The organism is Blastomonas sp. CCH9-A1 (assembly GCF_001557175.1).
In the GTDB taxonomy this organism is placed as follows: domain Bacteria; phylum Pseudomonadota; class Alphaproteobacteria; order Sphingomonadales; family Sphingomonadaceae; genus Blastomonas; species Blastomonas delafieldii_A.
Map to the genome: position 1 here is coordinate 15920 of NZ_LSHM01000006.1, position 23135 is coordinate 39054.

25 protein-coding genes are annotated in these 23135 nt (G+C 64.4%); 15 read left to right on the forward strand and 10 right to left on the reverse strand.

All coding sequences use genetic code 11. The features are described 5' to 3' along the window. Position 1: 1 nt before the first annotated feature. Positions 2-937, reverse strand: coding sequence for an ABC transporter ATP-binding protein (locus AX725_RS02465; RefSeq protein ID WP_060979351.1), 936 nt, complete (start codon positions 935-937; stop codon positions 2-4). A gap of 256 nt (positions 938-1193) precedes the next feature. On the opposite strand from AX725_RS02465, the gene AX725_RS02470 reads away from it, so the two are divergent. From AX725_RS02470 to msrB, 4 genes are all read left to right on the forward strand, one after another. Continuing rightward, positions 1194-1532, forward strand: coding sequence for a P-II family nitrogen regulator (locus AX725_RS02470; protein WP_023839107.1), 339 nt, complete (start codon positions 1194-1196; stop codon positions 1530-1532). Positions 1533-1547: 15 nt separating this feature from the next. Continuing rightward, positions 1548-3017, forward strand: a complete 1470-nt coding sequence (locus AX725_RS02475) for an ammonium transporter (protein WP_081096891.1) — start codon at positions 1548-1550, stop codon at positions 3015-3017. 318 nt (positions 3018-3335) lie between these two features. Beyond that, on the forward strand, positions 3336-4574 hold the full coding sequence (locus AX725_RS02480) for a cytochrome P450 (protein ID WP_060979352.1): 1239 nt from the start codon (positions 3336-3338) through the stop codon (positions 4572-4574). 78 nt (positions 4575-4652) lie between these two features. Further along, positions 4653-5156 carry a peptide-methionine (R)-S-oxide reductase MsrB gene (msrB, locus tag AX725_RS02485; protein WP_060979353.1) on the forward strand — a complete coding sequence of 168 codons (504 nt, stop codon included), beginning with the start codon at positions 4653-4655 and terminating at the stop codon, positions 5154-5156. Positions 5157-5294: 138 nt separating this feature from the next. Here msrB and AX725_RS02490 read toward each other — a convergent pair whose 3' ends face one another. The 4 genes from AX725_RS02490 to AX725_RS02505 form a co-directional block, all read right to left on the reverse strand. Next, positions 5295-6674, reverse strand: coding sequence for a DEAD/DEAH box helicase (locus tag AX725_RS02490; RefSeq protein WP_060979354.1), 1380 nt, complete (start codon positions 6672-6674; stop codon positions 5295-5297). A 328-nt stretch (positions 6675-7002) separates the two neighbouring features. Continuing rightward, positions 7003-7203, reverse strand: coding sequence for a zinc-finger domain-containing protein (locus tag AX725_RS02495; protein WP_060979355.1), 201 nt, complete (start codon positions 7201-7203; stop codon positions 7003-7005). Positions 7204-7257: 54 nt separating this feature from the next. Then, entirely contained in the window at positions 7258-7467 is a 210-nt protein-coding gene (locus AX725_RS02500; protein WP_060979356.1) for a putative signal transducing protein, read from the reverse strand. Between the two features lie 6 nt (positions 7468-7473). Further along, the gene (locus AX725_RS02505; protein WP_060979357.1) at positions 7474-8037 is read right to left on the reverse strand and encodes a pyridoxamine 5'-phosphate oxidase family protein; all 564 of its coding nucleotides are present in this window, start codon (positions 8035-8037) and stop codon (positions 7474-7476) included. An 80-nt stretch (positions 8038-8117) separates the two neighbouring features. Here AX725_RS02505 and AX725_RS02510 point away from each other — a divergent pair, with 80 nt between their 5' ends. The 6 genes from AX725_RS02510 to AX725_RS02535 all read left to right on the forward strand — a co-directional run bounded on the left by AX725_RS02510 (position 8118) and on the right by AX725_RS02535 (position 12375). Next, entirely contained in the window at positions 8118-8762 is a 645-nt protein-coding gene (locus AX725_RS02510; RefSeq protein WP_060979358.1) for a queuosine precursor transporter, read from the forward strand. Further along, positions 8759-9655 carry an acetylglutamate kinase gene (gene argB / locus AX725_RS02515; RefSeq protein WP_060979359.1) on the forward strand — a complete coding sequence of 299 codons (897 nt, stop codon included), beginning with the start codon at positions 8759-8761 and terminating at the stop codon, positions 9653-9655. Before AX725_RS02510 ends, argB begins: the two co-directional genes overlap by 4 nt. 68 nt (positions 9656-9723) lie before the next feature. Then, positions 9724-10023, forward strand: a complete 300-nt coding sequence (locus AX725_RS02520) for a YggT family protein (protein WP_060979360.1) — start codon at positions 9724-9726, stop codon at positions 10021-10023. 74 nt (positions 10024-10097) lie between these two features. Further along, the gene (gene folD, locus AX725_RS02525; RefSeq protein ID WP_060979361.1) at positions 10098-11000 is read left to right on the forward strand and encodes a bifunctional methylenetetrahydrofolate dehydrogenase/methenyltetrahydrofolate cyclohydrolase FolD; all 903 of its coding nucleotides are present in this window, start codon (positions 10098-10100) and stop codon (positions 10998-11000) included. Further along, positions 11000-11758 carry a hypothetical protein gene (locus AX725_RS02530; RefSeq protein WP_060979362.1) on the forward strand — a complete coding sequence of 253 codons (759 nt, stop codon included), beginning with the start codon at positions 11000-11002 and terminating at the stop codon, positions 11756-11758. The genes folD and AX725_RS02530 overlap by 1 nt, the downstream gene beginning before the upstream one ends. After that, complete coding sequence (locus AX725_RS02535) at positions 11755-12375, forward strand: MarC family protein (RefSeq protein WP_060979363.1); 621 nt, start codon at positions 11755-11757, stop codon at positions 12373-12375. Before AX725_RS02530 ends, AX725_RS02535 begins: the two co-directional genes overlap by 4 nt. A gap of 350 nt (positions 12376-12725) precedes the next feature. Here AX725_RS02535 and AX725_RS02540 read toward each other — a convergent pair whose 3' ends face one another. The 4 genes from AX725_RS02540 to AX725_RS02555 form a co-directional block, all read right to left on the reverse strand. Continuing rightward, complete coding sequence (locus AX725_RS02540; protein WP_060979364.1) at positions 12726-16301, reverse strand: autotransporter domain-containing protein; 3576 nt, start codon at positions 16299-16301, stop codon at positions 12726-12728. 198 nt (positions 16302-16499) lie between these two features. After that, positions 16500-16967, reverse strand: a complete 468-nt coding sequence (locus tag AX725_RS02545) for a Dps family protein (RefSeq protein WP_060979365.1) — start codon at positions 16965-16967, stop codon at positions 16500-16502. A gap of 101 nt (positions 16968-17068) precedes the next feature. After that, a complete protein-coding gene (locus AX725_RS02550) occupies positions 17069-17632 on the reverse strand; it encodes a TMEM165/GDT1 family protein (RefSeq protein WP_060979366.1) in 564 nt (187 codons plus the stop codon). A gap of 21 nt (positions 17633-17653) precedes the next feature. After that, complete coding sequence (locus tag AX725_RS02555) at positions 17654-18028, reverse strand: hypothetical protein (RefSeq protein WP_060979367.1); 375 nt, start codon at positions 18026-18028, stop codon at positions 17654-17656. A gap of 234 nt (positions 18029-18262) precedes the next feature. Here AX725_RS02555 and rpmG point away from each other — a divergent pair, with 234 nt between their 5' ends. From rpmG to AX725_RS02580, 5 genes are all read left to right on the forward strand, one after another. Then, positions 18263-18430 carry a 50S ribosomal protein L33 gene (gene rpmG / locus AX725_RS02560; RefSeq protein ID WP_023839125.1) on the forward strand — a complete coding sequence of 56 codons (168 nt, stop codon included), beginning with the start codon at positions 18263-18265 and terminating at the stop codon, positions 18428-18430. 102 nt (positions 18431-18532) lie between these two features. Further along, positions 18533-19186 carry a LolA family protein gene (locus tag AX725_RS02565; protein WP_060979368.1) on the forward strand — a complete coding sequence of 218 codons (654 nt, stop codon included), beginning with the start codon at positions 18533-18535 and terminating at the stop codon, positions 19184-19186. A gap of 604 nt (positions 19187-19790) precedes the next feature. Further along, a complete protein-coding gene (locus AX725_RS02570; protein ID WP_060979369.1) occupies positions 19791-20597 on the forward strand; it encodes an exodeoxyribonuclease III in 807 nt (268 codons plus the stop codon). 25 nt (positions 20598-20622) lie between these two features. Beyond that, the gene (gene ribA / locus AX725_RS02575; protein ID WP_060979370.1) at positions 20623-21672 is read left to right on the forward strand and encodes a GTP cyclohydrolase II; all 1050 of its coding nucleotides are present in this window, start codon (positions 20623-20625) and stop codon (positions 21670-21672) included. Between the two features lie 23 nt (positions 21673-21695). Next, positions 21696-22208 carry a L,D-transpeptidase family protein gene (locus AX725_RS02580; protein ID WP_060979373.1) on the forward strand — a complete coding sequence of 171 codons (513 nt, stop codon included), beginning with the start codon at positions 21696-21698 and terminating at the stop codon, positions 22206-22208. 83 nt (positions 22209-22291) lie between these two features. On the opposite strand, the gene AX725_RS02585 is transcribed toward AX725_RS02580, so the two are convergent. After that, complete coding sequence (locus AX725_RS02585) at positions 22292-22948, reverse strand: hypothetical protein (protein WP_060979371.1); 657 nt, start codon at positions 22946-22948, stop codon at positions 22292-22294. Positions 22949-23135: the final 187 nt, after the last annotated feature.

Consider the following 23135-nt stretch of genomic DNA (forward strand, 5'->3'; position numbering starts at 1 on the left):
CCTAGGCCGCCGCCTTGGTGAGGTTGAGGAACACGTCCTCGAGATCGGGCTCGCGGGTCGAGACGTCGACGATATCATATCCGGCGGCGCGCACGCGGGTCATCACCTGGCCGGCGTTGAGCCGGTCCTTGCTGTAACCGATCTCGATCACCCGGTCGGTAATCCTGCTGACCTTGTCGAAATCCGGATCGGTCGGCAGCTCTGCCACATCCTGGTCGAGGGTCAGCACGATCAGCTTCTCGCGCGCCATTCCGACCAGCTCGGCCGTCGGCTTGTTTGCAATCAATTTGCCGTGGTTGATGATCGCGATGCGATCGCACAATTCCTCGGCTTCCTCGAGATAGTGCGTGGTCAGCACGATGGTGACCCCGGCGCGGTTCAATTCGCGCACATAGTCCCAGAGCTGCTGGCGCAGATCGATATCGACGCCCGCGGTCGGCTCGTCGAGCACCAGGATCGGCGGCGAATGCACCATGGCTTTTGCAACGAGCAGCCGCCGCTTCATCCCGCCGGAGAGCGTGCGGGCATAGGCATTGGCCTTGTCCTCCAGCCTTACCGCGCGCAGCAGCTCGGCGGTGCGCCGCTCCGCCTTGGGCACGCCGAACAATCCGGCCTGCAGCTCGAGCGCCTCGGCGGGGGTGAAAAAGGGATCGAACACGATTTCCTGCGGCACGATGCCGATCGAGGCCTTGGCGTTGCGCGGATCGGCATCGATGTCGAAGCCCCAGATGCGCGCCGACCCGGAGGTCTTGCGGACCATGCCCGACAATATGTTGATCAGCGTCGATTTGCCCGCGCCATTGGGGCCGAGCAGGCCGAAAATCTGCCCGCGCGGAACATCGAAGCTGACGCCGTCGAGCGCCAGCTTGTCGGGGGCCTTGCCTGCACCCGCATAGAGCTTGCGCAGATTGTCGATCGATATGGCAGCTTCCGTCACGAAAAGCGGATTAGCCGCACGGGCAACCGAGCGCAAAGGGAAAGGTGCACCTGCCCGTGATGTGTGCAGGTGCAGCACAAATGCTGCCTAAATTTTATGCACCGCTTCGCATGTGCACAAATTTTGAGCGCGCCTGCCTGTCACGCGGTTAGCGATTCATTAGGAAACGCCCGATTCCAGCATTTGGCACGTGGCTTGCGTAGCTTTGCTGCGGTGACGGGGCCAACCCCGCAATAAAATAACCAATGGGGGCGTAATGAAATTCATCATTGCCATTATCAAACCCTTCCGGCTCGACGAGGTGCGCGAAGCCCTCACCAGCCTGGGCGTCGCGGGCATGACCGTGACCGAAGTCAAGGGCTTCGGCCGCCAGAAGGGCCAGACCGAAATTTATCGCGGTGCCGAATATACCACCAACATGGTCCCCAAGCTGAAGCTGGAGATCGCGGTCAGCGACGATATCGCGCCGCAGGTGGTCGAAACCATTCAGGCAGCCGCCAACACGGATTCCATCGGTGACGGCAAGATCTTCGTTTTCGACCTGGCGGCAGCGACGCGCATCCGCACCGGCGAGACCGGCGACACGGCACTGTAAGGGGAAAGGGGAATGATGAAACCTTTGCACAAGATTGGCGCTGTGGTCGGAACGACAGCGCTTAGCGTATTCACCGCAGCCCAGGCCTGGGCTGCGACCACCGCCCCGGCTGCAGAAGTGGTCGAAGAGGCCGTCACGGCGGTTGCCGAAGGTCCGATCAAGGCTCCGACCGCCGAGCAGATGGCGGGCATGGTCGACAAGGGCGACACCACCTGGATGCTCGTTTCCGCCGTGCTGGTGCTGATGATGTCGATCCCCGGCCTCGCCCTCTTCTATGGCGGCCTGGTGCGTACCAAGAACATGCTTTCGGTGCTGATGCAGGTGCTGACCATCGTGTCAGTCGCCGCACTCGTCTGGGTGAGCTGGGGCTATTCCCTCGCCTTCACCAGCGGATCGCCCTATATCGGCGGCCTGTCCAAGGCCTTCCTGGCGGGGGTCGACGGCACCACCTTCGCCGCCACCTTCTCGAACAACGTCTATATTCCCGAGCTCGCCTTCGTGGTGTTCCAGATGACCTTCGCCTGCATTACGCCGGCGCTGATCGTCGGGGCCTTTGCCGAGCGCGTGAAGTTCACCCCGCTGATCATCTTCACGGTGCTGTGGCTGACGCTCGCCTATTTCCCGGTCGCGCACATGGTGTGGTACTGGGCTGGACCGGACTTCCTGCCGGATGCGCCGACCGATACCGGGCTGCTCTGGGGCATGGGTGCGCTCGACTTTGCCGGTGGCACGGTGGTGCACATCAACGCCGGTATCGCAGGGCTCGTCGGCTGCCTCGTGATCGGCAAGCGCCTGGGCTACAAGACCGAAGCCATGCCGCCGCACTCGCTGGTGATGACCATGATCGGTGCCTCGCTGCTGTGGGTGGGCTGGTTCGGCTTCAACGCCGGCTCCAACCTGGAAGCCAATGGCGTGACCGCCGTCGCCTTCATCAACACCTTCGTCGCCACCGCCGCCGCCACCGTCGCCTGGGCCGTGATCGAACAGATCGTCCACAAGAAGCCCTCGCTGCTGGGGGCTGCCACCGGCGCGGTTGCAGGGCTCGTCGCGATCACCCCGGCTTCGGGTCTGGCCGCACCGATGACCTCGATCCTGCTCGGCTTTGCCGCCTCGATCGTCTGCTTCTTCTTCGTCACCACGGTGAAGAACAAGCTCGGCTATGACGACTCGCTCGACGTGTTCGGCGTTCACTGCGTCGGCGGCATCATCGGTGCGATCGGCACCGGCATCGTCGCCGACCCCGCACTCGGTGGCCAGGGCTTTTTCGACTACACCGTCTTCCCGGCGGGCGTTGGCGAATATGACATGGCCGCGCAGGTCATTACCCAGATCAAGGCGGTGGGCATCACCATCATCTGGTCGGGTCTGGTCTCCGCCGTGCTCTTCTACGCACTCAAGTTCACCATCGGTCTGCGTCCCTCCGAAGAGGTCGAACAGGCCGGGCTCGACATCTCCGAACACGGAGAGCGCGCCTATAACTACTGATTTCACGAGCTTGGTCTGCGGCGGGACCAGCTAGCACCCGCCGCAGACCTCCAGAGGTTCCTCCTGCGAACTGACAACTCAAGGCCGGGATGGCGACATCCCGGCCGTTTTTTTGCGTGCATCGCCAGACGCTTGTCGGCGCCCGACGGCGCCTTATCGGTTTCAGATCGAAACCCTATTGACAAAGCTGTCAGCAAGGTGAGACCTTCCGTCCGACAGACCGCGAGAAAGCGGCACCTGCCGGGACGTCGCAAACCCCGGTCCCGGACGACATTGCACCGGACCCTGACGGGCCGGGTTGCATCGAAGGAGAGAGCCATGGCCACCGTTTTGAAAGAACCCGGCGCCGCGCTGAATTACGACATGAGCGATGCCAGCTGGTATGTCGAAGACCGCTGGCAGGAGCCCTTCCGCCAGATGCGCGCGCAGGACCCGATCCACTGGACCGAAAACGGCATGTTTGGCAATTTCTGGAACGTCACCAGCCACAAGGCGATCCAGCATGTCGAGGCCCTGCCCGAGATTTTTTCCTCGTCCTACGAACATGGCGGCATCACGCTCGCCGACCGGATCGACGACGGCACCGAACTGGTGATGCCGATGTTCATCGCGATGGACCGGCCCAAGCATACCGGCCAGCGCCGCACCGTCGCCCCGGCCTTCACGCCCACCGAGATGAAGCGCATGTCGGACGATATCCGCCGCCGCACCGCCGAAATTCTCGACGGCCTGCCCTGGGACCAGCCGTTCGACTGGGTCGACAAGGTCTCGATCGAGCTCACCACGCAGATGCTCGCGATCCTGTTCGACTTCCCGTGGGAGGACCGCCGCAAGCTCACCGAATGGTCCGACTGGGCGGGCGATATCGAGCTGGTCCATAGCGAGGAGCTGCGCCAGGAGCGGCTCAAGCACCTTTACGAGATGGGCGCCTATTTCAAGAAGCTGTGGGATGCCAAGATCAACGCCGAGCCCACGCCCGACCTGATCTCGATGATGATCCATTCGGACGCGATGAGCGAGATGGACGAGTTCGAGTTCATGGGGAACCTCATCCTGCTGATCGTCGGCGGCAACGACACGACGCGCAACTCGATGTCGGGGCTGGTCTATGGCCTGCAACAATTCCCCGACCAGCGCGAGAAGCTCGAGCAGAACCCCGAGCTGATCCCCAATGCGGTGCAGGAAATCATCCGCTGGCAGACCCCGCTCGCGCATATGCGCCGCACCGCGCTCGAGGATTACGACCTGTTCGGCAAGACCATCAAGAAGGGCGACAAGCTCGCCTTGTGGTACATCTCGGGCAATCGCGACGAGAGCGTGTTCGAAGATGCCGACAAGATCATCGTCGACCGCGAGAATGCGCGGCGGCACCTTGCGTTCGGCTATGGCATCCACCGCTGCGTCGGCGCGCGCCTCGCCGAGCTGCAGATCGCCATCCTGCTCGAGGAAATGGCCAAGCGCCGGATGCGGGTGAACGTGCTCGAGGAGCCGGTGCGCGTGCGCGCATGCTTCGTGCACGGCTATCGCTCGATGCAGGTGTCTTTAAGCAAATATTGAAGCCGCGTTGGCGGCGCGCGCGTAACTATGGCATCCTGACCGGCGTAACGGGCCGGACGATGACACGGGGACGTGACGATGCAACGACGCGAATTTCTGAACGCCGGACTGCTCGGGGCCGCCGGCCTCGGGCTGTTCGGTCTTGCGAACTTCTCCTTCGGCGCTGCCACCGCGCGCGCCAAGGGCAAGTTCGAGATCACGAAGACCGATGCGCAGTGGAAGCAGCAGCTGACGGCGGATCAATATTATGTGCTGCGCCAGGAAGGGACTGAACGGCCCTTCACCAGCCCGCTCAACAAGGAAAAGCGCGCCGGTACCTTCCTGTGCGCCGGATGCCAGCTGCCACTGTTCTCGTCGAAGACCAAATATGAAAGCGGCACCGGCTGGCCGAGCTTCTACGCGCCGTTGCCCAGGGCGGTGGGCACCAGCACCGACCGCCTACTCGGCTATCCGCGCACCGAAGTGCACTGCAGGCGGTGCGGCGGGCATCTCGGCCATGTGTTCGAGGACGGGCCCAAGCCCACGGGCCTGCGCTATTGCATGAACGGCGATGCAATGCTGTTCCGGGCGGGTGCGGCTTGAAGCCATCATGCTCTCTCCCCTTCAGGGGAGAGACGCGGAGCCTTATCAGCTGGCTGATTAGGCGGAGCTGAGAGGGGCTAGCGCATCGCAGGCCCCTCTCCCAACCCTCTCCCCTGAAGGAGAGAGGGCTTCAGGGGTTCAACCCACGCGCTTCACGCTGTCCTTATGCGCGCCGACGCGGGCACCGCCGCCACCGCCGCCGGGACGACCACCGCCACCCGAACGACCGCCACCGCCACCGGGACGACGCCGACGGCGATTGCCGCCTTCGCCATCGCGCTTGGGACCATAGTTGCGACCGCCGGACGCGCCGCGCTCGCCACCGCGACCCTGGGCGGGACGCTCGGGTGCCTTGGCCGGGGGCGGCAGCTGCGCGGCTGCCTCGGTAAAGCCCTTGGGCAGCGGCATCGGCACCGGCTTGACCTTGGTCAGCTTCTCGATGTCCTTGAGCAGCGGCCGCTCGTCATTGCTGACGAACGCGATCGCGATGCCGTCGGCACCGTTGCGCGCGGTGCGGCCGATGCGGTGGACATATTGCTCGGGCACATTGGGCAGATCATAGTTGAACACATGGCTGACGCCATTGATGTCGATGCCGCGCGCGGCGATATCGGTCGCGATCAGCACCTTGATCTCGCCGTCCTTGAAGGCGGCGAGCGCGGCGGTGCGCTGCGACTGGCTCTTGTTGCCATGGATCGCAGCCGAACGGATGCCCGCGCCTGCCAGCACGCGCACCACCTTGTCCGCGCCATGCTTGGTGCGGGTGAAGACGAGCGCGCGCTCGGGCTTGATTTCGCGCAGCTTGAGCGTGAGCAGCGCTTGCTTCTCGCTCTGGCTGACAAAGGTCACGTACTGCTCGACGCGCTCGGCGGTGGTCGATTGCGGCGCGACCTCGACCCGCACGGGGTTGTTGAGGAAGCGCGCGCCCAGTTCGGCAATCGCCTTGGGCATGGTCGCCGAGAAGAACAGGCTCTGGCGCTGCTTGGGCAGCATCGAGGCGATGCGCTTCAGCGGCACGATAAAGCCTAAGTCCATCATCTGGTCGGCTTCGTCGAGCACGAAGATCTCGACATTTTCCAGCGTGATCGCGCGCTGTTCGATCAGATCGAGCAGACGGCCCGGCGTCGCGACGAGCACGTCGGTGCCCGCCTGCAGCTTGCGCTTCTGCTGGTTGATCGGCACGCCGCCGAACACGCAATTGACCGAAAGGTTCAGGTAGCGCGCATAGACGCGCATGTTCTCGGCGATCTGCGCCGCGAGTTCGCGGGTCGGCGACAGGACCAGCATGCGCACACCGCGATGGCTGCGGCCCTTGGGCTCCTTGGCCAGGTGATGCAGCGAGGGCAGCGAAAAGGCTGCGGTCTTGCCGGTGCCGGTCTGGGCGATGCCCAGCAGGTCGCGGCCTTCGAGCAAGGCGGGGATGGCATCGCGCTGGATCGGCGTGGGCGTATCATAGCCCTTCGAATCGAGCGCACGAAGGATCGGATCGGCCAGGCCAAGTTCATGAAAATAGGACATAGGTACTCTTCAATAAGAGCAAGGCGCGCGCCGGTGCCCCAATGGGGAGCACGCGCATTGCGGGGTTCAGAAGCCGCCGGAAGGTTCCGGAAACTTCAGGAAAACGCCCCGCGTGAATTGGGATGTTCGGAATTGAGCAGCGGGGTTTCAGGACCCGGCCTATCGCCAGCCTGCCTTGGGGGCGCGGCTGGAACGAAGTTCACGCTGCCGGTTCATAAGGGGCATTGGGAAGGATTCCCGTGCCAAGGCGCGCTGCTTGGAGCGGCATATGGTGGAAAGCCCGCGAAATAGCAAGGAAATTCGCGGGACGCCGGAGCGCCTTGGCGAATCAGGCGGCTTCCTGTGCGTCCGCCGGGCCGCCGATCAGAACGTAGCGGCGGTCGCAATAGCCGCATTCGACATAGCCCTTCTCGTCGATCTGCAGCCAGACGCGCGGATGGCCGAGCGCCGCGCCGCCGCGAATATCGCTGGCGCCATCGCAGGCGACACGGGCAGAGGTGGTGCGGACGGTTTCGGGCGGTGTGATCATGGCTGCGCGATTATCAAAACCGGCGGGCCCATGCAATCGGGCTTTGCGTTGCAATCAGGCGTCGCCCTGCCTTTCGAGCACGATGCGAGCGCGCTGCGCATCTTCGGGCAGCACCATGATCCGCGCAGGTGTCATGAACCCCAGGCCCAGGCCTGCCATGCCCCCGTCGAAGATATGCGCGTCGATCCCCTCGGCGGCGAGCGCCAGCCGCGCCATCTCCGCCTCGATCCGGTCGCTATATTCGGCAATCGCCTTCAGGCTCATTCCGGATCAGCTCTCGACATCGGTGAAATAGCGCGTGGTCGGCGTGGTCGGAAGGCCGTCGATCGAGCGCGTGCGCCGCGCCGTCTTCGCAAGCCAGGCTTGAGGATCGCTCTGCCGGTGCGCTTTCTTGAGCGTCTCGCGCTCACGCTCCATCTGCATCACCGGCACGCCCCAGCCGCAACTCGTTTGCACGCTGTCGACCGCAATGTCGAAAATCTGCCGCGTACCGGGCAGCATGGTGAAGTGCTGGGCAAGCTCGTCCCACTCGGCATCCTGCGGCAGCACCGGGCGGCCGCGCCCATAGATACGCAGGATCAGCGCCGGGTTCTCGAATGCGCAGAACATGATGGTGATGCGGCCATCGGCGACGAGATGCGCATGCGTCTCGTTGCCCGAACCGCCGAGGTCGAGATAGGCGACGCGGTTGTCGCCAAGCACGCGAAAGGCGTCATAGCCCTTGGGGCTCAAGTTGATCCGCGCCTCCTCCGCCGCGGTCGCGACGAAGAAGATCGGCTGGCGCGCAATGAAGCTGCGGTGCTTGTCGGTGAGCGCATCGGTGAAATCGGACATGGCGGCATAGTGCGGGAACGGGGCAGGCGGCGCAAGTCCACCCCTTCCCCCCGGCCCAAAAAGCCGTTACCGCAAGGCCCATGACGACCTCCACCCCTGCCGGAATACCCGGCATTCCCCGCTCGCTGTTCGTGCTCTCCGTCTTCTATGGCGGCATGGTGTGCCTGGCGGGCGTGCTCGGCAACAAGCAGGTATCGATCGGCCCGCTGGCGGTGGAGGCGGGCATCTTCGCCTTTCTGCTGCTCGTCGTGGTGTCGAGCGCGATCGCCGAGCTGCACGGCCGCGATACCGCGAACAGCCTGGTCAAGTTCGGCTTCGTGCCGCTGCTGTTTTCGATGTTCCTCTCGTGGATCGTCTGGTCGCTGCCGCCCTCGCCCGACATGGCGGCGGAGAATTCTGCGGCGATCCAGCTGATCCTCGGCGCGACGGGGCGGATCTGGGCGGCGGGCGTTTGCGCCTATGGCGTCTCGCAGTTCCTCAACGTCTATATCTTTTCCAAGCTGCAGAACATGCCGGGCCGGTTCCTCGCGGTGCGCGGCGTGATCGCTTCCGCTTTATCGCAGATCGTCGACACGCTGATCTTCGTCACCATCGCCTTTTACGGCGTGTTCCCGATCGGCCAGCTGCTGGTGGGCCAGATGGTCGCCAAGGTCGCGCTTTCGGTCGCGCTGGTGCCGTTCCTGATTGTGTTCTTCGTCCGGCTGGGCAAAAGGCTCGACGCATGAGCGATACCATTCACGATCCCGCGCTGCTGGCAAAGGCCGAAACCCTTACCGAGGCGCTGCCCTTCATGCAGCGCTATGCCGGCAAGAGCTTCGTCGTCAAATATGGCGGCCATGCCATGGGCGACCCCGAACTCGCGCGCGACTTTGCCGAGGACATCGTGCTGCTGAAGGCGGTGGGGATCAACCCCGTGGTCGTGCACGGCGGCGGGCCGCAGATCGGCGCGATGCTGAAGCGGCTCGGCGTCCAGTCCGAATTCATCGACGGGTTGCGCGTGACCGACAGCGAGACCGCCAATGTCGCCGAGATGGTGCTGGGCGCCATCAACAAGGAACTGGTGACCTGGATCGCGGCGGCGGGCGGCAAGGCGATCGGCATCAGCGGCAAGGACGCAGGGTTCGTCCGCGCCAGCAAGGTCGAGCGTACGATGCGCGATCCCGACAGCAATATCGAGCGCGCGATCGACCTCGGTTTCGTCGGCGAGCCCGAGGCGATCGACTGCACCGTGCTCAAGACGATATCGGACGCAGGGATGATCCCGGTCGTCTCGCCGATCGGCGTCGGGCCCGACGGCCAGACCTATAACATCAACGCCGACACGATGGCGGGAGCGGTCGCGGCGGCGCTGGGCGCGTCGCGCCTGTTCCTGCTCACCGATGTGGCAGGCGTGCTCGACAAGGAAAAGAAGCTGCTCAGCGACCTGACGCCTGCCGATATCGCGGCCCTGCGCGCGGACGGCACGATCAGCGGCGGCATGATCCCCAAGCTGGAAACCTGCGTCCATGCGGTCGAACAGGGTGTCGATGCGGCGGTGGTGCTCGACGGGCGCGTACCGCACGCGATGCTGCTCGAGATATTCACGTCACGCGGGGCAGGCACACTGATTCGCGCCTGAATCCGGTTTACACCGGACCCTCCTGGCTGTTATATTGAGATAACACACTTATCGATGAGAACGATCCAATGATTATTCTGGTTGAAGTCTTCAACATGCTACTCAACTTGGCCTGGATGATCATCCTTGTTCAGATCGTTCTGTCATGGCTGATCGCTTTCAATGTCATTAGCATGCACAATGATTTTGTCCGGCAACTCACCAATGCTCTGCATTCATTGACGGAGCCGGTCTATCGACCGATCCGCAAACTGATGCCGGATTTTGGCGCTCTCGATCTTGCCCCGATGGTCGTGATTTTGTTGATCCTCATCCTGCAAAGGGTAAGCGACCTTTATCTCGCGCCCATTGCACAGCAATACACATAGCATCAGCACTGACGAGACCAATTTCTCCGTCTCGCCTGTGGCCTTGGGATTGGTTTGTCGCTAGGGCTCAGGCCATGACAGCCCCGATCAGCACCAAAATCATCGATGGCAAGGCCTTTGCGGCCGGTTTGCGCGAGCGCCTTGCCGCGCGTGTCCCCAGTTTTGTGGGGGCTACGGGCCGCGCGCCCGGCCTTGCGGTGGTGCTGGTCGGCGAGGACCCGGCAAGCCAGGTCTATGTCCGCTCCAAGCACAAGGCGACCGTCGAGGCCGGCATGCAGAGCTTCGAGCATCGCCTGCCCGCCGAGACCAGCCAGCAGGACCTGCTCGACCTGGTCGCCGCGCTCAACGCCGATGACAGCGTGGACGGCATCCTCGTCCAGCTGCCGCTGCCGGGCCATATCGACGACAAGGCGGTGCTGGCCGCGATCGATCCCGCCAAGGATGTCGACGGCTTTCATGTCGTCAACGCAGGGCGGCTCGCGGTCGGAGAAGAGGCGCTGGTGCCGTGCACGCCGCTCGGCTCGCTGATGCTGCTGCAGGATACGCTGGGCGACCTGTCGGGCCTGCACGCGGTGGTGATCGGGCGATCGAACATCGTCGGCAAACCGATGGCGCAGCTGCTGCTCCAGCAAAGCTGCACCGTGACCATCGCGCACAGCCGCACGAAGGACCTGCCCGGAATCGTGCGGCTCGCCGATATCGTCGTCGCCGCCGTTGGGCGGCCCGAGATGGTGCGCGGCGACTGGATCAAGCCTGGCGCGACCGTGATCGATGTCGGCATCAACCGCGTTGCGGGAGCCGAGCCCGGCAAGACCAAGCTGGTCGGCGATTGCGCCTATGACGAATGCGCTGCGGTGGCCGGCGCGATCACCCCGGTGCCCGGCGGCGTCGGCCCGATGACGATCGCCTGCCTGCTGCGCAACACGCTCGTCGCCGCGCACCGGCGTGCTGGGCTCGGCAATCCGGAGGGCCTGTGATGGGCACGTTGCGGCTGATCGCGGCGCTGTTGGTCGGTATCGGGCCACTGGCTGTGCAGGCCCAGTCCGGGCCGCCGCCGCGCGAGGATCGGCGCGGGCCGCCGCCGGCGCCTCCGGGGCAATCCTATGCCAATTCTAGCGCGGTGCTCGTCTCCGAGATCGCCTTTGCCCGTCTGGCGCAGGACAAGGGCCAGTGGACGGCGTTCCGCGAAACGGCATCGGACGATGCGCTGATGTTCGTGCCCAAGCCGGTGCTCGCGCAGGCCTGGCTCAAGGGCCGCGCCGATCCCGCACAGGCGGTGAAATGGCAGCCGCAAAAGCTGTTCATGGCGTGCGACGGGCGCACCGGCGCCTCGACCGGGGCCTCGCAATTTCCCGGCGGCGCGGTCGGCTATTACACCACCGTCTGGCAGAATCTGGAAAAGCCGCGCGCCAAGAAGCCCGACTGGAAATGGGTGCTCGACCATGGTTCGCTGCTGAAGGAACCGCGCACAGGCGACGAGATGATCTCCTCGCGCACCGCCGTGTGCACCGGCAACCCCAAGGCGGCGCTCGGCGCCATTCCGTTCGGCCCGCCACCCAAGGGTGAAAAGCCGGCAGCCCCCGCGACCAGCGGCGCGCGCGCCTCTGCCGATGGCACGATGGTCTGGCGCTGGGACGTGCGCGCCGATGGCAGCCGCAGCATCACCATCGAATTGTGGAACGGCACCGGTTTCGACACCGTGGTGCGCGATGACGTCCCGGCGGAGGCCGCATGATCGAGCTGTTCGTTTCCGCCTTCGTCACCCTGTTCGTGGTGATCGATCCCCCCGGCTGCGCGCCGATCTATGCCAGCATGACCACTGGCGCGAACGCACAGCAGCGGCGCAGCATGGCGATCCGCGCGGTAATCGTTGCGGGCGGCATCCTGCTGGTGTTCGCGTTGTTCGGCGAGGTGCTGCTCTCTGCGCTGCATATCGAGCTCAACAGCTTCCGCATCGCAGGCGGCATCATGCTGTTCCTGATCGCGCTCGACATGGTGTTCGAAAAGCGCACCGAACGCCGCGAACAGCGCGCGCAGAAGGTGATGGAGACGCCCGAGATCGAGGATGTCTCGATCTTCCCGATGGCGATGCCGATGATCGCCGGCCCCGGATCGATCGCCTCGGTGATGCTGCTGGTCTCGCAGAATACCGGCCTGGACCGCGCGCTGACGATCCTGGCCGCGCTGCTCGCCGTGCTGCTGCTGACACTCGTCGCGCTGCTGACGGCGGGCCCGCTGATGAAGCTGCTGGGGGCGAAGGCCGAGGCGGTGATCACCCGGCTGCTCGGCGTGCTGCTCGCGGCGCTGGCGGCACAGTTCGTGATCGACGGGCTGAGGGCGAGCTTTCAGTAAGGCGGAGCGAGCGAGAGGCTCCCTCGTCAACGGCTATGCTCCCCGCGAAACTTTACCGTAATCCGTCACCCTGAACTTGTTTCAGGGCCCATTTCTCCCCACGCGGCTTTCGGCTTTTCGGGGCACGATGGGTCCTGAAACAAGTTCAGGATGACGTTTGCTTCCGCTGCTCCCATGGCGCGGGGCCTTTGACAGGCTCTGGCTGAGCGGAGGCAGGTTTGGGCAATGGCGTCGTCAACCATCGCGTCAATTTCCGCTACCAGCTGAATTTCTAGACCCATGGAAACAGCAAAAGCCCGCCAGCCTTTCGGCTGACGGGCTTTCGTTGAGGCTTGCGCCCGGGCTGGTGCTTAGAAGCGGACCAGCGCCGAGAGCGAGTATTGCTGCGCCTGGAAGTCCTGGCGACCCACCGTGGTGTCGATCGACGCGGTGAAGTCGAAGGTCGGCTGCGAGATGGTCAGACCGACGCCCGCTTCGGCCCAGGTCCGGTCGTCCGAACGATAGGCGAAGGGGAAGCGGCCCGTGGTGCTTCCGGCGAAATTGGCGCCGAAGAAGCGGTCGCCTTCCAGCACATCATAGACATAATCGGCATAGATGTACGGACGGAACACCGCGGTCTTCTTGGCACTGGCCGATGCGCCGACGCGGATCTGCAGGCTGTCGAACTTGTCGCGGTCGATGTCCAGAGCGGGACCACCACCGATTTCGCGCACGTCACCATAGTTGATATACTGGTATTGTGCGGCGATACGCGGCGTGAAGACGATCGTCTTGGTCTCATAGGCCTTGGACAGGCCAAGTTCCGCCGTCAGGGCCAGGCTGTCGTCGCTGGTTCCCAGGTTGAAGACGGTGGGACCGACCAGCACCGAACGGGCCGTATCGACCGAGAAGCGGCCAGCGCTGACGCGGCCATCGACGATCAGGCCGCCCGGCGTGGTGACCGCGCCATAGATGCTGCCTTCAAGCAGTTCGCCCGCCACGCTCTGGCCGCGAACGACATTCGCGTCGACGTCCGAATAGCTGCCCGAGATACCGAGCACCACGCCATCGCGCGGCAGATATTCGAAACCGCCGGTGATGAAATAGCCGTCGAAGAAGTCGCGACGACCGGTGGTCAGCGCCGTCGGCATCGCCGTGGATTTGCCGTTGATGTAACCGCCGCCCAGATACAGCGCAAAGCTGCTGTCGAGCGAGGTCGAATCGGTCACGGCAGCTTCCTGGCCATCCTGCGCAGCAGCAGCCGCAGCCATCGCGCCCGGAAGCGCCATGCCGTTGGTGGCAGTGGCGGCGATGCCCATTGGCTGGCCGATCATCGCGATCGTGCCGCCCATGTTGCCGGACAGAGCCGACTGCATGCGGGTGCGGTGGAAGCGCGAGCTGGCCGACAGCATGGCTTCACCGATGTTCAGACGGGCCGATTCGGTGAACGGTGCCAGCTGCTCGAACGTCGCCTGGATCTGGGCGGCCGACATCAGGTCGGTGCGCAGATAGACGTCGGCGAAGGTGCGCTCGGCGCTGCGGTTGCTGTCCAGAATGCCCGCATAGGAGCGCTGCACGGCCGAACCGCTGGCGATCACGTTGCGGTACAGACCTGCGGTGATGCGCATGTCGACGGCATTGGCGCTGGTGGTCAGCACCGGCGTCAGGATGGCGCTGATCGGCGCGGCGGAGTTGAACGCCGCCGTGATCGCGCCGCCCGTGGTGACGATGCGGTAGGTGTCGCCATTCTTGATCGTGTAGCCGGACACCGGCGAGACGATCACGCGGCCACCCAGGCTGGCTGCGCCGGTGATCGCCAGACGATCCGACACGCCGTTGCCGACATCGACCGCAAACTGCGTCGCCGAGGACAGCACGGCGCTGCCGTCGATGGTCAGCGTGCCGATGCTGCCGACGCCGCCCGGCGCGATCGTGCCCATGATGCTGGTGACGAACGGCGCCTGGATGGTGCCAGTGCCGGTCAGCAGGCCAGCCGCAAGGGTGTAGTCACCCACCGAGCGCAGGCGACCGTTGACGTTCACGGTGCCACCCGTCTGGGTGACGTCGATCAGGCTGGAGAGGTTGCCCGCAGCCGCGATGGTGAGGCCGGCGGTGTTGGCCACGGTCAGGCGGTCGATGGTGACGACGCTCGACAGCGTGGTGGTGCCGGCGGCGCTCAGGGTCACGTCGAAATAGCGACCGGCGACGCCCGTGCGGTTGTTGGGGTTGATGTTGTTGGGCACGAAATTGGTCGCACCCGGCAGACCGTTGGCCAGCGTCGCGGTGGGCAGGGGACCAGTGCGGAAGATGCCGCTGCCGTTGCGCTGGGCTTCTTCGGCCAGCTTCTGCAGGGCAGCCAGGCTTTCCGCGCTGGCGGCGGCGCTCAGCGGCGTGCCGAGATCAGCCGTTGCGAGCTGGTTCTGCAGACCGGCCACGGCATTGTCGCCCGTGCTCAGCGAGTTGATCATGTCCGCACGGGTCAGCGTGGTCACGGCCGCTGCCGGGGCAGCCTCGGTCGCGGTGGCGGCAGCGGCGGGGGTTGCCGCAGCAGCCTCGGTGCCGACCGTGGTGTTCAGCGACACCTGTTCTGCACCGCCGCTCAGCTGACCGTTAAGGTCGGCGCGGCCGATGCCCGAGACCACCGCTGCACCATCGGCGGTGCGAGCGGGCGGCGTGAAGTCGCGGCGGGTCGCCAGATCACGGCACTCGTTGAGGCCGAGGCCCTGGATGCAGACCTGGCCGAAATCGGGGTCACCGCCGGCAATGCCCTGACCCAGGCCGGTCGGGATGCCGTTGACCACCTGGCCACTGGCATTGATGATGTTGTAATTGGGGTCGAGCGTCGTCACCCAGCGGCTGGCGTCTTCCCAGTTGCCGTTGCCGGCGGCTGCGGTGACATAGCGATACGGGTTGGTCGCGGCGATATAATCCCAGAACAGGTACAGCGGCTGGTAGAAGCTGGTCGTGCCATAGCTGCTGAACGCCTGCGGGCCGAAGAAGCGGCTGCCGCCCGACAGCACGCCGATCTGCAGGTTCTTGGTCGACAGCGTGTTGCGCGATGCGGTGAGGATCAGCGGACCACCCGAATCGCCACCTGCGGTGGTGCCTTCGCCGGGAAGCGCATCGTCGCGGTGGATGTTGATGTCGAACTGGTTGGCACCAGCAGTGCCGCGACGCGGATCGTCAAAGTCCAGATTGTAGAGGTTCTGGCCGAGCGGCGGCGTGCCGGGGGCGGCGGGGCCGAACAGGAAGTCGTTGCGGTCGTCGAGCGAGGCGAGCGCGCCCAGCATGTTTTCCGCAGCGCGGCGGCGGAAGTCGACGCCCTGCGTCGCGCCTGCGGTACCGTTGCCCGAGCGGCCATAGCCGGTGATGGTGACGTGATAGCCGGTGCCGCGAACCGGATCGATCGTGGTCGGGGTCGGCAGCGGCGAGAACAGCAGCGCCCAGGTGGGGATGCGGGCAGCCGGCGTGTCGAGCGTCGCCAGCGCGATATCGGCTTCAAGGAAGCCGAGCGCCTGCGGGTTGAGCAGCGAGCGGGGATCATACTGAATCTGGCTGATGTTGAACACGTTCAGCGCGGAATTCGAACGGAAAGCATTGGCAGCCCAGTTCTGGAAGCCGGGGCGCGCGTCGACATTGAACGAGAACGCAGCCGGAACAGTGCCGTCGATGCTGCTGTAATCGGTCGCGAGGCGATCGTTGACGCAGTGTGCGGCGAACAGCACGGTGCGCGGATTGATCAGCGTGCCGGTGCAGACAAAGCCGTCGTTGCGGAAGAACATGCCAACGCCGTTCACGCCGCCCGCATTGTCGATAATCTGCGTCGGGGTCTGGTTGTTGTTCGGAACAATGGCGAGCGCCGGAGCGGAAGCCAGCGCGACGGCCATCGCCGTTGCTGCGGTTCCGCCCAGAATTGCCTTGTGAAGGTGGGAGGTCTTGAAGGTCATGAATTTCCCCTGATCAACGTTTTGTTGATCGGGGAAATTAGCTGGAGCGGAACGAAAGGCAACGCAGGCCGTTGAAGTGCGTTCCGATTGTGGCGATCTGTTGCCGCTTTGACACATTTTGTTACAGAAACGGCATGAAAACGGCTCCAACCCCCCAGAATGAGGGGGGTCGGGGCGGTTGAATAATCGTGCGGACGATTACTTGCCGAGTGTTTCGGTGAGAAACCAGGCGCGCTCCTGCGCCTCATCGGTCCAGTCATCGACGATTCCGTCGGTGGCATTGTCCCCGGCCTGTCCGGCGAGCTCCTTGACCTCGCGCAGCTTGGCGACAAAGGCCAGATTGTCGTCGCGCAGCTCCTTGAGCATCGCTTCGGCCGACACGCCCGACTTGTCATTGTCGGCAATCGAGCTGCGCCGCGCGATATCGCCGATCGAGGTCAGCGTGCGGAAGCCGTTCTTGCGCACCCGCTCAGCAATCGCGTCGGTAATGGCGAGAATCTGCGTCGCCTGATCGTCGAGCAGCAGGTGATATTCGCGGAAATGCGGTCCCGCGACATGCCAGTGGAAATTCTTGGTCTTGAGATACAGCGCAAAGCCATCGGCCAAAAGACCGTTCATCGCTTCGGCCAGTGCCTTGCCGGCATTGTCGCCCTTCTTGTTTCCCATGACATACTCCTGTTCTTGCTGCGGATGCGGCTAACATAGGTTGGTTTTATGCGATTCCCATGGCGATTTGTCGGTTCGCGCCGATGCTGCGGGTCTTTGGCTCACATCAGCCCGAAGGCGCCGAGCGCGAGCGCAAGCCCGATGGCGGTGATGATCAGCCCGGCAGCGATCCGCGCCGGGCGGATGGGCCAGGCGGCAAGCCGTTCCTGCCAGATGATCGCCGGCATGAGTCCCAGCACCGTCCCTGCCCAGCCACCGATCAGCGGCCAGACCCAGTCATGGCTGCGCGCGGCGGTCGCCGCGACGATGAACTGCCCCTTGTCGCCGAACTGCAGAATGAAAAGGCCGAGCAACCCGGTGAGCAGCGGCCCCGTGCGCCATCCCGGCAGCGTATCGACCGGCCGCCGGGGAGCAAGCATGCCGAGCCCGGCAAAGAGCAGCGACAGCGCATAGAATAGCCGGAGCGCATCGAGGCTTATCCAGGTTCCGACCACAACGCCGCCCAGTGCGCCGATCAGCGCCATCAGCCCGCAGGCCAGCGCGACGCCGATCGTCAGCGGCACGGGCCGGGCAAAGCGCTGGCCCAGAGCGGCGCACAGCAGTTGCGCGCGGTCACCCGTCTGGACGATCGCGGTCAGCAGCAAACTGGTGAGAAAAGCTTCCATCCCTGCCGACGTTAGCGCCAATCAGCGCACGCCGCGCACCGCAATCGAGGCCAGCATCGCCGCGCGCATTTCGCCATCGCCCGAATCGCAGCCAATCGCCTCGTCCATCGCATCGAGATAATGCGCGGCCATCGTCCGGCTCCAGCCATGGCTGAGCAGATGCTCGAGGCCGTGCGCAAGGTCGCTGACGCAAGGCAGCGCATTCACCTCTGCCATATGCCGCATCTTGCCCAGTTCGCGCTGCAGATCGTTGCGCGCGACGCGGCGGGCGAGCGCGCGGATATGCCCGGCCTGCAGGCGCAATTGCTGGCGCGCCAGCTTCTGCCGGTCCTGCGCGGGGTCCGAAGGCGAAAATGGCTGCATGGCGATCCGCTCCTGCAAGACACCGGCCTGCATTCGGCCGGTCTTGGTCAAGATTCGCACGCATCGGTTAATTTTCGGGTAAGCGCCTTTCGAGCAAACAGCTGGCCCCGGCGCGTGGCGCAGCTTGACAAGCCACCGCCCATCCGGCATGGGCCGCCTTCGCGTTTGAAGGGCGGCCGCATGTGCCGCTCTTTGTGTTTGTGATTCTCAGCAGGGCCCGGCAGCCACCGTGTTCTGCGTCCGATTTCTAACCCAAAGGAACAGGTCATGGCCAAGCCAGCCACTGTCAAGATCCGCCTGGTCAGCACCGAAGGCACCGGCTTCTTCTATGTCACCAAGAAGAACCCGCGCAACATCACCGAGAAGATGACCTTCCGCAAGTACGACCCCGTCGCGCGCAAGCACGTCGAGTTCAAGGAAGCCAAGATCAAGTGATCTTGTCGGTCCGTCCGCGATGAACCGGCGATTCAGCGCCGGTTCAATCGCAACGGACCAGGGGTTTCGGCGTATTTTCCGCTTTATGGAAGCCTGATCCCTATGCTGAAGACCTCTTTCAAACCGATTGCCGCCATGCTGCTCGCCAGCGCGGCTTTTGCTGCGCCTGCAGCCCTGCCCAGCGCGGCGATCGGCCAGACCGCTGCCCAGGGCGACGAACTCGCGCAGGTCTCTCGGCACCTGAAAGCGATGCAGTCGCTGCGCGCGAATTTCACCCAGACCGACCGCAGCGGCCAGACACTCACCGGCACGCTGACGCTCAAGCAGCCGGGCAAGATCCGGTTCGAATATCAGAAGGACGCGCAGCTGCTGATCGTCAGCGATGGCCGCGCGCTCACCATGATCGACTATCAGGTCAAACAGGTCCAGCGCTGGCCGATTCGCAACTCGCCGCTCGGCGCGCTGCTCGATCCCAGCCGCGACCTCACCCGCTATGGCAAGGTGGTGCCGACCGGCGACCCCAATGTCGTCAGCGTCGAGGTGCGCGATCCCAAGCGCCCCGAATATGGCGTAATCACGCTGATCTTCACCCGCAGCGGCTCCGCGCCGGGCGGACTGTCGCTGGTCGGCTGGGTCGCGCTCGATTCGCAGAACAAGCGCACGACCATCCGCCTCTCGAGCCAGCAGTATAATGTCGCGGTGGCCGATACCGCCTTTGCCTGGACCGACCCGCGCGGCAAGGGCCCGCGGCGTTGATCGACCCACAAGCTGAGCGCGTCGCCTCGCTGAATTGAGCATTCCCCCCCCTTGATGGGGGAGGCAGCGAGACTTGGCGACAAAGGAGCCGAGTCGCAGCGGTGGGGGTGAGGGCGCGTCCGGGCGCGAGCTTGGCGATCACTGAACGGACGGCTCTATCCCGCACCATCACCCCCACCCAAACCCTCCCCCATCGAGGGGGAGGGCTTTTCAGCCGCGTACCCGTGCTCGTCACCCCCGCGAAGGCGGGGGTCCCGCTTGTTCTTCACCGGCACAGCAAAAGCGGGATTCCCGCCTTCGCGGGAATGACGAGGGTCCTGGGGGAAGATCGCACGCGCACCCTGACGAACCGACGCGCGCCATCGACGAACTGCGAAAGATTCTCAAATCCGTTCACATGGCAGACAGGGTTCGCCCGCTAGAACGGTTTTCGAAGACGGCGACGAGGTTTCCCCCTGTTACCTGGTCGAACCACCGGCTTCACCCAAGCGTGACGAACGCAACAAAGAACCCTCGTTCCAATGCCCCCGGGACGAGGGTTTTTTGCGGCCTATCCAAAGTTTAGGGCTTGGGTTTGAGGGGATCGCTGGCTAGAGCCTTCCCCATGGCTGCCCCTCTGAAAATCGCTTCGTGGAACATCAACTCGGTCCGCTTCCGGCTGGCCTCGGTGCAGCGGTTCCTGGCCGAGGAGCAGCCCGACATCCTGTGCCTTCAGGAAACCAAGGTCATCAACAACGACTTTCCCGAAGGCCCCTTCCGCCAGCTCGGCTATAATTTCCAGAAGCTGCACGGCCAGCCGATGCACCATGGCGTGGCGATCATCAGCAAGATGCGGCTGAGCGACGACAACCGGCTCGACTGGCAGGCCAATGGTGAGGCGCGGCATATTGGCGTCAGCATCACCGGCCCGCTGGGTGGCACGGTGCGGCTGGAAAATGTCTATGTCCCCGCGGGCGGCGAGATCCCGGACCGCGATCTCAACCCCAAATTCGGCCAGAAGCTCGATTTCCTCGAGCGCATGACGCAATGGTCGCGCGGGCTCGACGGGCGCACGATCATCCTGGGCGATTTCAACATCGCACCGCTCGAATCGGACGTGTGGAGCCACAAGCAGCTGATCAACACCGTCAGCCATACCGCGATCGAGATCGAACGGCTGAAGGCGCTGCAGGATGCGCACAATTGGGTCGATATCGGCCGCAAATTCTATCCGGCGCCGCAGCGGCTCTACACCTGGTGGAGCTATCGCGCGCGCGACTGGTCGGTATCGGACAAGGGCCGCAGGCTCGACCATATCTGGGTTTCGCCCGACATTGTCGACGCAGTGAAGAGCCACCGCGTGGTCGAGCCATGCCGCGGCTGGGCGCAGCCTTCGGACCATGCGCCGCTGATCAGCGAGTTCCTGTTCTGATGGCACGCGCCTCGGGGGGAGCGCGATGAACGCGCGCGCTGCGGCCCGGGCGCTCGATGCGCTGGCCCGGGGCTGGGACATAGTGGTCGAGAGCGAGAGCGGCAGGCTCGCGCTGCGCCCGGTGGAAACCGGCGGCGCGCCGCTGGGCACGGGCCGCAAGCTGCTCATTTCCGCCGCACGCGCGATCACGCTCAAGCTCGCCAACCAGAAGGAAGCCGCGCGCCCAGATGCGCCGGTGCTGATCGCGGTGCCCGGGGAGCTCGATGCGGCGCGCGCAATTGCGATTGCCGATCCCTCGCTCGATCTGGCGCAGCCGATGAAGGGGCCGTTTGCCGCGCTCCCCTTGCCTGCTCCGCAAGCCGCCGAGGCGGCGATGCAGCTCGCGCGACTCGCAGGGTTGCTGCCCGCCTATCATCTGCTGGCAGACGGCGAGGCGGATTTCGACGCGCCGACGGTCACCCCCGCCGATGTCGCGGCCTATGCCGACCCGGAGCAACTGCGCATCGCGGCGCGCGCGCGCCTGCCGGTGAGCGCGAGCGAAAGCGCCGAGATCGTCGCCTTCCGCTCGGACGCCGATTTTCACGAGCATGTCGCGCTGATCGTCGGCACGCCCGATGACAGCATCCCCGTCGTCCGTCTGCACAGCGAGTGCCTGACCGGCGATGTCTTCGGCAGTCTGAAATGCGATTGCGGGCCGCAGCTGAACGGCGCGCTGCACGCGATGGCGCACGCGCGCTGGGGCATATTGCTGTACCTGCGCCAGGAGGGGCGCGGCATCGGCCTGATCAACAAGCTGCGCGCCTATCAGCTGCAGGACCAGGGGCACGACACGGTCGATGCCAACAACCGGCTGGGCTTCCCCACCGATGCGCGCGATTTCGCGGTGGCGGCGCAGATGCTGAAGGCGCTGCGCGTGCCCGCCATCCGGCTGATGACCAACAATCCGGAAAAGCAGGCGGTGCTCGCGCAGCTCGGCGTCGAGATTGCCGAGCGGCTGCCGCTGCAGATCGAGGCCAATCCGCACAACGCGCGCTATCTGGTCACCAAGCGCGACCGCACCGGCCATCAGCTGTGAGCGATACGGTCCGCGTCGATACGATTCGGGTCGATACGGTGGCGCTCACCGTGACGCTGGGCGACTGGACGGTGCCCTGCACCATCGGCCGCAGCGGCGCGTGTGCCGCCGACACCAAACGCGAGGGCGATGGCTGCACGCCCCTTGGGCTATGGCCGATCCGCGCCGCGCTCTTCCGCCCCGGCCGCAGCAGCCCCCCGCCGGGCTTCGCGCTGCCCTGGCGCTGGACGAGCGCTGCGGACGGCTGGTCCGACGACGCGCAAGACCCTGCGTACAACCGCCCCGTCCGCCTGCCGCACGCCTTCAGCGCGGAGACGCTCCAGCGCGAGGACATGCTTTACGACGTGGTGCTGGTGCTCGGTCACAACGACGCGCCCCCGGTGCCGGGTGAGGGGAGCGCAATCTTCTTCCACCTTTGGAACGAGGAGAAGCCATTGGCGGAGCGCAGCACCGAGGGGTGCGTAGCGATTGCGCGTGCGGATATGGAGGCGTTGTTGCCGATGCTCAGGCCGGGAATGGTGCTGGAGATCGGGTGACCGGGGTCAGCGGCGTTGGGAATGACGGCTTATGGTGTGATTTCCGTAGGCGGCTTATGGCGGGCATTGGGTGGGGGCAGACATTAGTTCTCAAGGAGAAGAGTGGCCTCAACGGCAAGTCGTGCGCCCCTCAATTTCGCTTGTTCGAGCTGTGCAAGAAACAGGTTCAGTCTATCGGGTGATGTCTCACTCCTTTCGAGCGTTTCAACCTCTCTGGAATGAAACTTGTGCCAGAACTTCATCGTTGTTGGCCCGCTCGCCGCAAGGTCTTTCGACACTTTAGCGATCACCCGTTGCAGGTTTTCCGTAGAAGGGGGCGCGTTGTCAGTTCCCTTCGTCTGCATAAAGGATAGCCAGCCAACACAATGCATGTCGGACTCGGAAGCAGCTTTAAGGCGGAAGGTGCTTCGATTGGATAATCCCTCTCTGGCCACGCGCTCCAGTATCGCAGCAGAAAAGCCCACCCCGAAGCCGATCAGCATAAACTGCTCGTCCGCGATCCTTCCAACTAGATCATCGTTCAGTACGACGTTCATTGCGGTGTAGTCCGTGTAGCCCACGTACCCTTCGGGAATACCGGGGCAATAAGTAAACTCACACGAGTTCAGGGCACTCAGTGGTCGCGGCCGTTGTCGAGCCGAATCACGGCCATCTTTCCAGTCTCGCCACCTCAGGTTGGCAACTCCCAAGAGTGTACCGCCCAATACCATCGCCAGCCCGATAACAACGCCGTTGTCCATCACGACCTAGTACCGACGCAAACTTAAAAATCCATAAGGGCTTTCGAGACTTGAAGCGGGCAGACAAATGGCCGCTATTGGGTCGTTTAAAAAAATGGGAGGGTTTTCCAGCACGGTTCAGTATACGCCACACCTCCGCTCAGCCTGAGCTTGTCGAAGGCCCCGCTATACGGCCAGCGTGGGCGCG

Excerpts from the sequence above, each read along its gene's own strand:
- AX725_RS02505 (WP_060979357.1), bottom strand. The coding sequence starts at position 8,037 with ATGTCCGATTTCACCGATGCGCTCACCGACAAGCACCGCAGCTTCATT.
- argB (WP_060979359.1), top strand. The coding sequence starts at position 8,759 with ATGAGCGATACCATTCACGATCCCGCGCTGCTGGCAAAGGCCGAAACC.
- AX725_RS02550 (WP_060979366.1), bottom strand. The coding sequence starts at position 17,632 with ATGGAAGCTTTTCTCACCAGTTTGCTGCTGACCGCGATCGTCCAGACG.
- AX725_RS02490 (WP_060979354.1), bottom strand. The coding sequence starts at position 6,674 with ATGTCCTATTTTCATGAACTTGGCCTGGCCGATCCGATCCTTCGTGCG.
- AX725_RS02495 (WP_060979355.1), bottom strand. The coding sequence starts at position 7,203 with ATGATCACACCGCCCGAAACCGTCCGCACCACCTCTGCCCGTGTCGCC.
- AX725_RS02555 (WP_060979367.1), bottom strand. The coding sequence starts at position 18,028 with ATGCAGGCCGGTGTCTTGCAGGAGCGGATCGCCATGCAGCCATTTTCG.
- folD (WP_060979361.1), top strand. The coding sequence starts at position 10,098 with ATGACAGCCCCGATCAGCACCAAAATCATCGATGGCAAGGCCTTTGCG.
- AX725_RS02535 (WP_060979363.1), top strand. The coding sequence starts at position 11,755 with ATGATCGAGCTGTTCGTTTCCGCCTTCGTCACCCTGTTCGTGGTGATC.
- msrB (WP_060979353.1), top strand. The coding sequence starts at position 4,653 with ATGCAACGACGCGAATTTCTGAACGCCGGACTGCTCGGGGCCGCCGGC.
- AX725_RS02585 (WP_060979371.1), bottom strand. The coding sequence starts at position 22,948 with ATGGACAACGGCGTTGTTATCGGGCTGGCGATGGTATTGGGCGGTACA.
- AX725_RS02565 (WP_060979368.1), top strand. The coding sequence starts at position 18,533 with ATGCTGAAGACCTCTTTCAAACCGATTGCCGCCATGCTGCTCGCCAGC.
- AX725_RS02510 (WP_060979358.1), top strand. The coding sequence starts at position 8,118 with ATGACGACCTCCACCCCTGCCGGAATACCCGGCATTCCCCGCTCGCTG.
- AX725_RS02475 (WP_081096891.1), top strand. The coding sequence starts at position 1,548 with ATGAAACCTTTGCACAAGATTGGCGCTGTGGTCGGAACGACAGCGCTT.
- AX725_RS02480 (WP_060979352.1), top strand. The coding sequence starts at position 3,336 with ATGGCCACCGTTTTGAAAGAACCCGGCGCCGCGCTGAATTACGACATG.
- AX725_RS02500 (WP_060979356.1), bottom strand. The coding sequence starts at position 7,467 with ATGAGCCTGAAGGCGATTGCCGAATATAGCGACCGGATCGAGGCGGAG.
- AX725_RS02530 (WP_060979362.1), top strand. The coding sequence starts at position 11,000 with ATGGGCACGTTGCGGCTGATCGCGGCGCTGTTGGTCGGTATCGGGCCA.
- AX725_RS02520 (WP_060979360.1), top strand. The coding sequence starts at position 9,724 with ATGATTATTCTGGTTGAAGTCTTCAACATGCTACTCAACTTGGCCTGG.
- AX725_RS02540 (WP_060979364.1), bottom strand. The coding sequence starts at position 16,301 with ATGACCTTCAAGACCTCCCACCTTCACAAGGCAATTCTGGGCGGAACC.
- AX725_RS02470 (WP_023839107.1), top strand. The coding sequence starts at position 1,194 with ATGAAATTCATCATTGCCATTATCAAACCCTTCCGGCTCGACGAGGTG.
- AX725_RS02545 (WP_060979365.1), bottom strand. The coding sequence starts at position 16,967 with ATGGGAAACAAGAAGGGCGACAATGCCGGCAAGGCACTGGCCGAAGCG.
- ribA (WP_060979370.1), top strand. The coding sequence starts at position 20,623 with ATGAACGCGCGCGCTGCGGCCCGGGCGCTCGATGCGCTGGCCCGGGGC.
- rpmG (WP_023839125.1), top strand. The coding sequence starts at position 18,263 with ATGGCCAAGCCAGCCACTGTCAAGATCCGCCTGGTCAGCACCGAAGGC.
- AX725_RS02570 (WP_060979369.1), top strand. The coding sequence starts at position 19,791 with ATGGCTGCCCCTCTGAAAATCGCTTCGTGGAACATCAACTCGGTCCGC.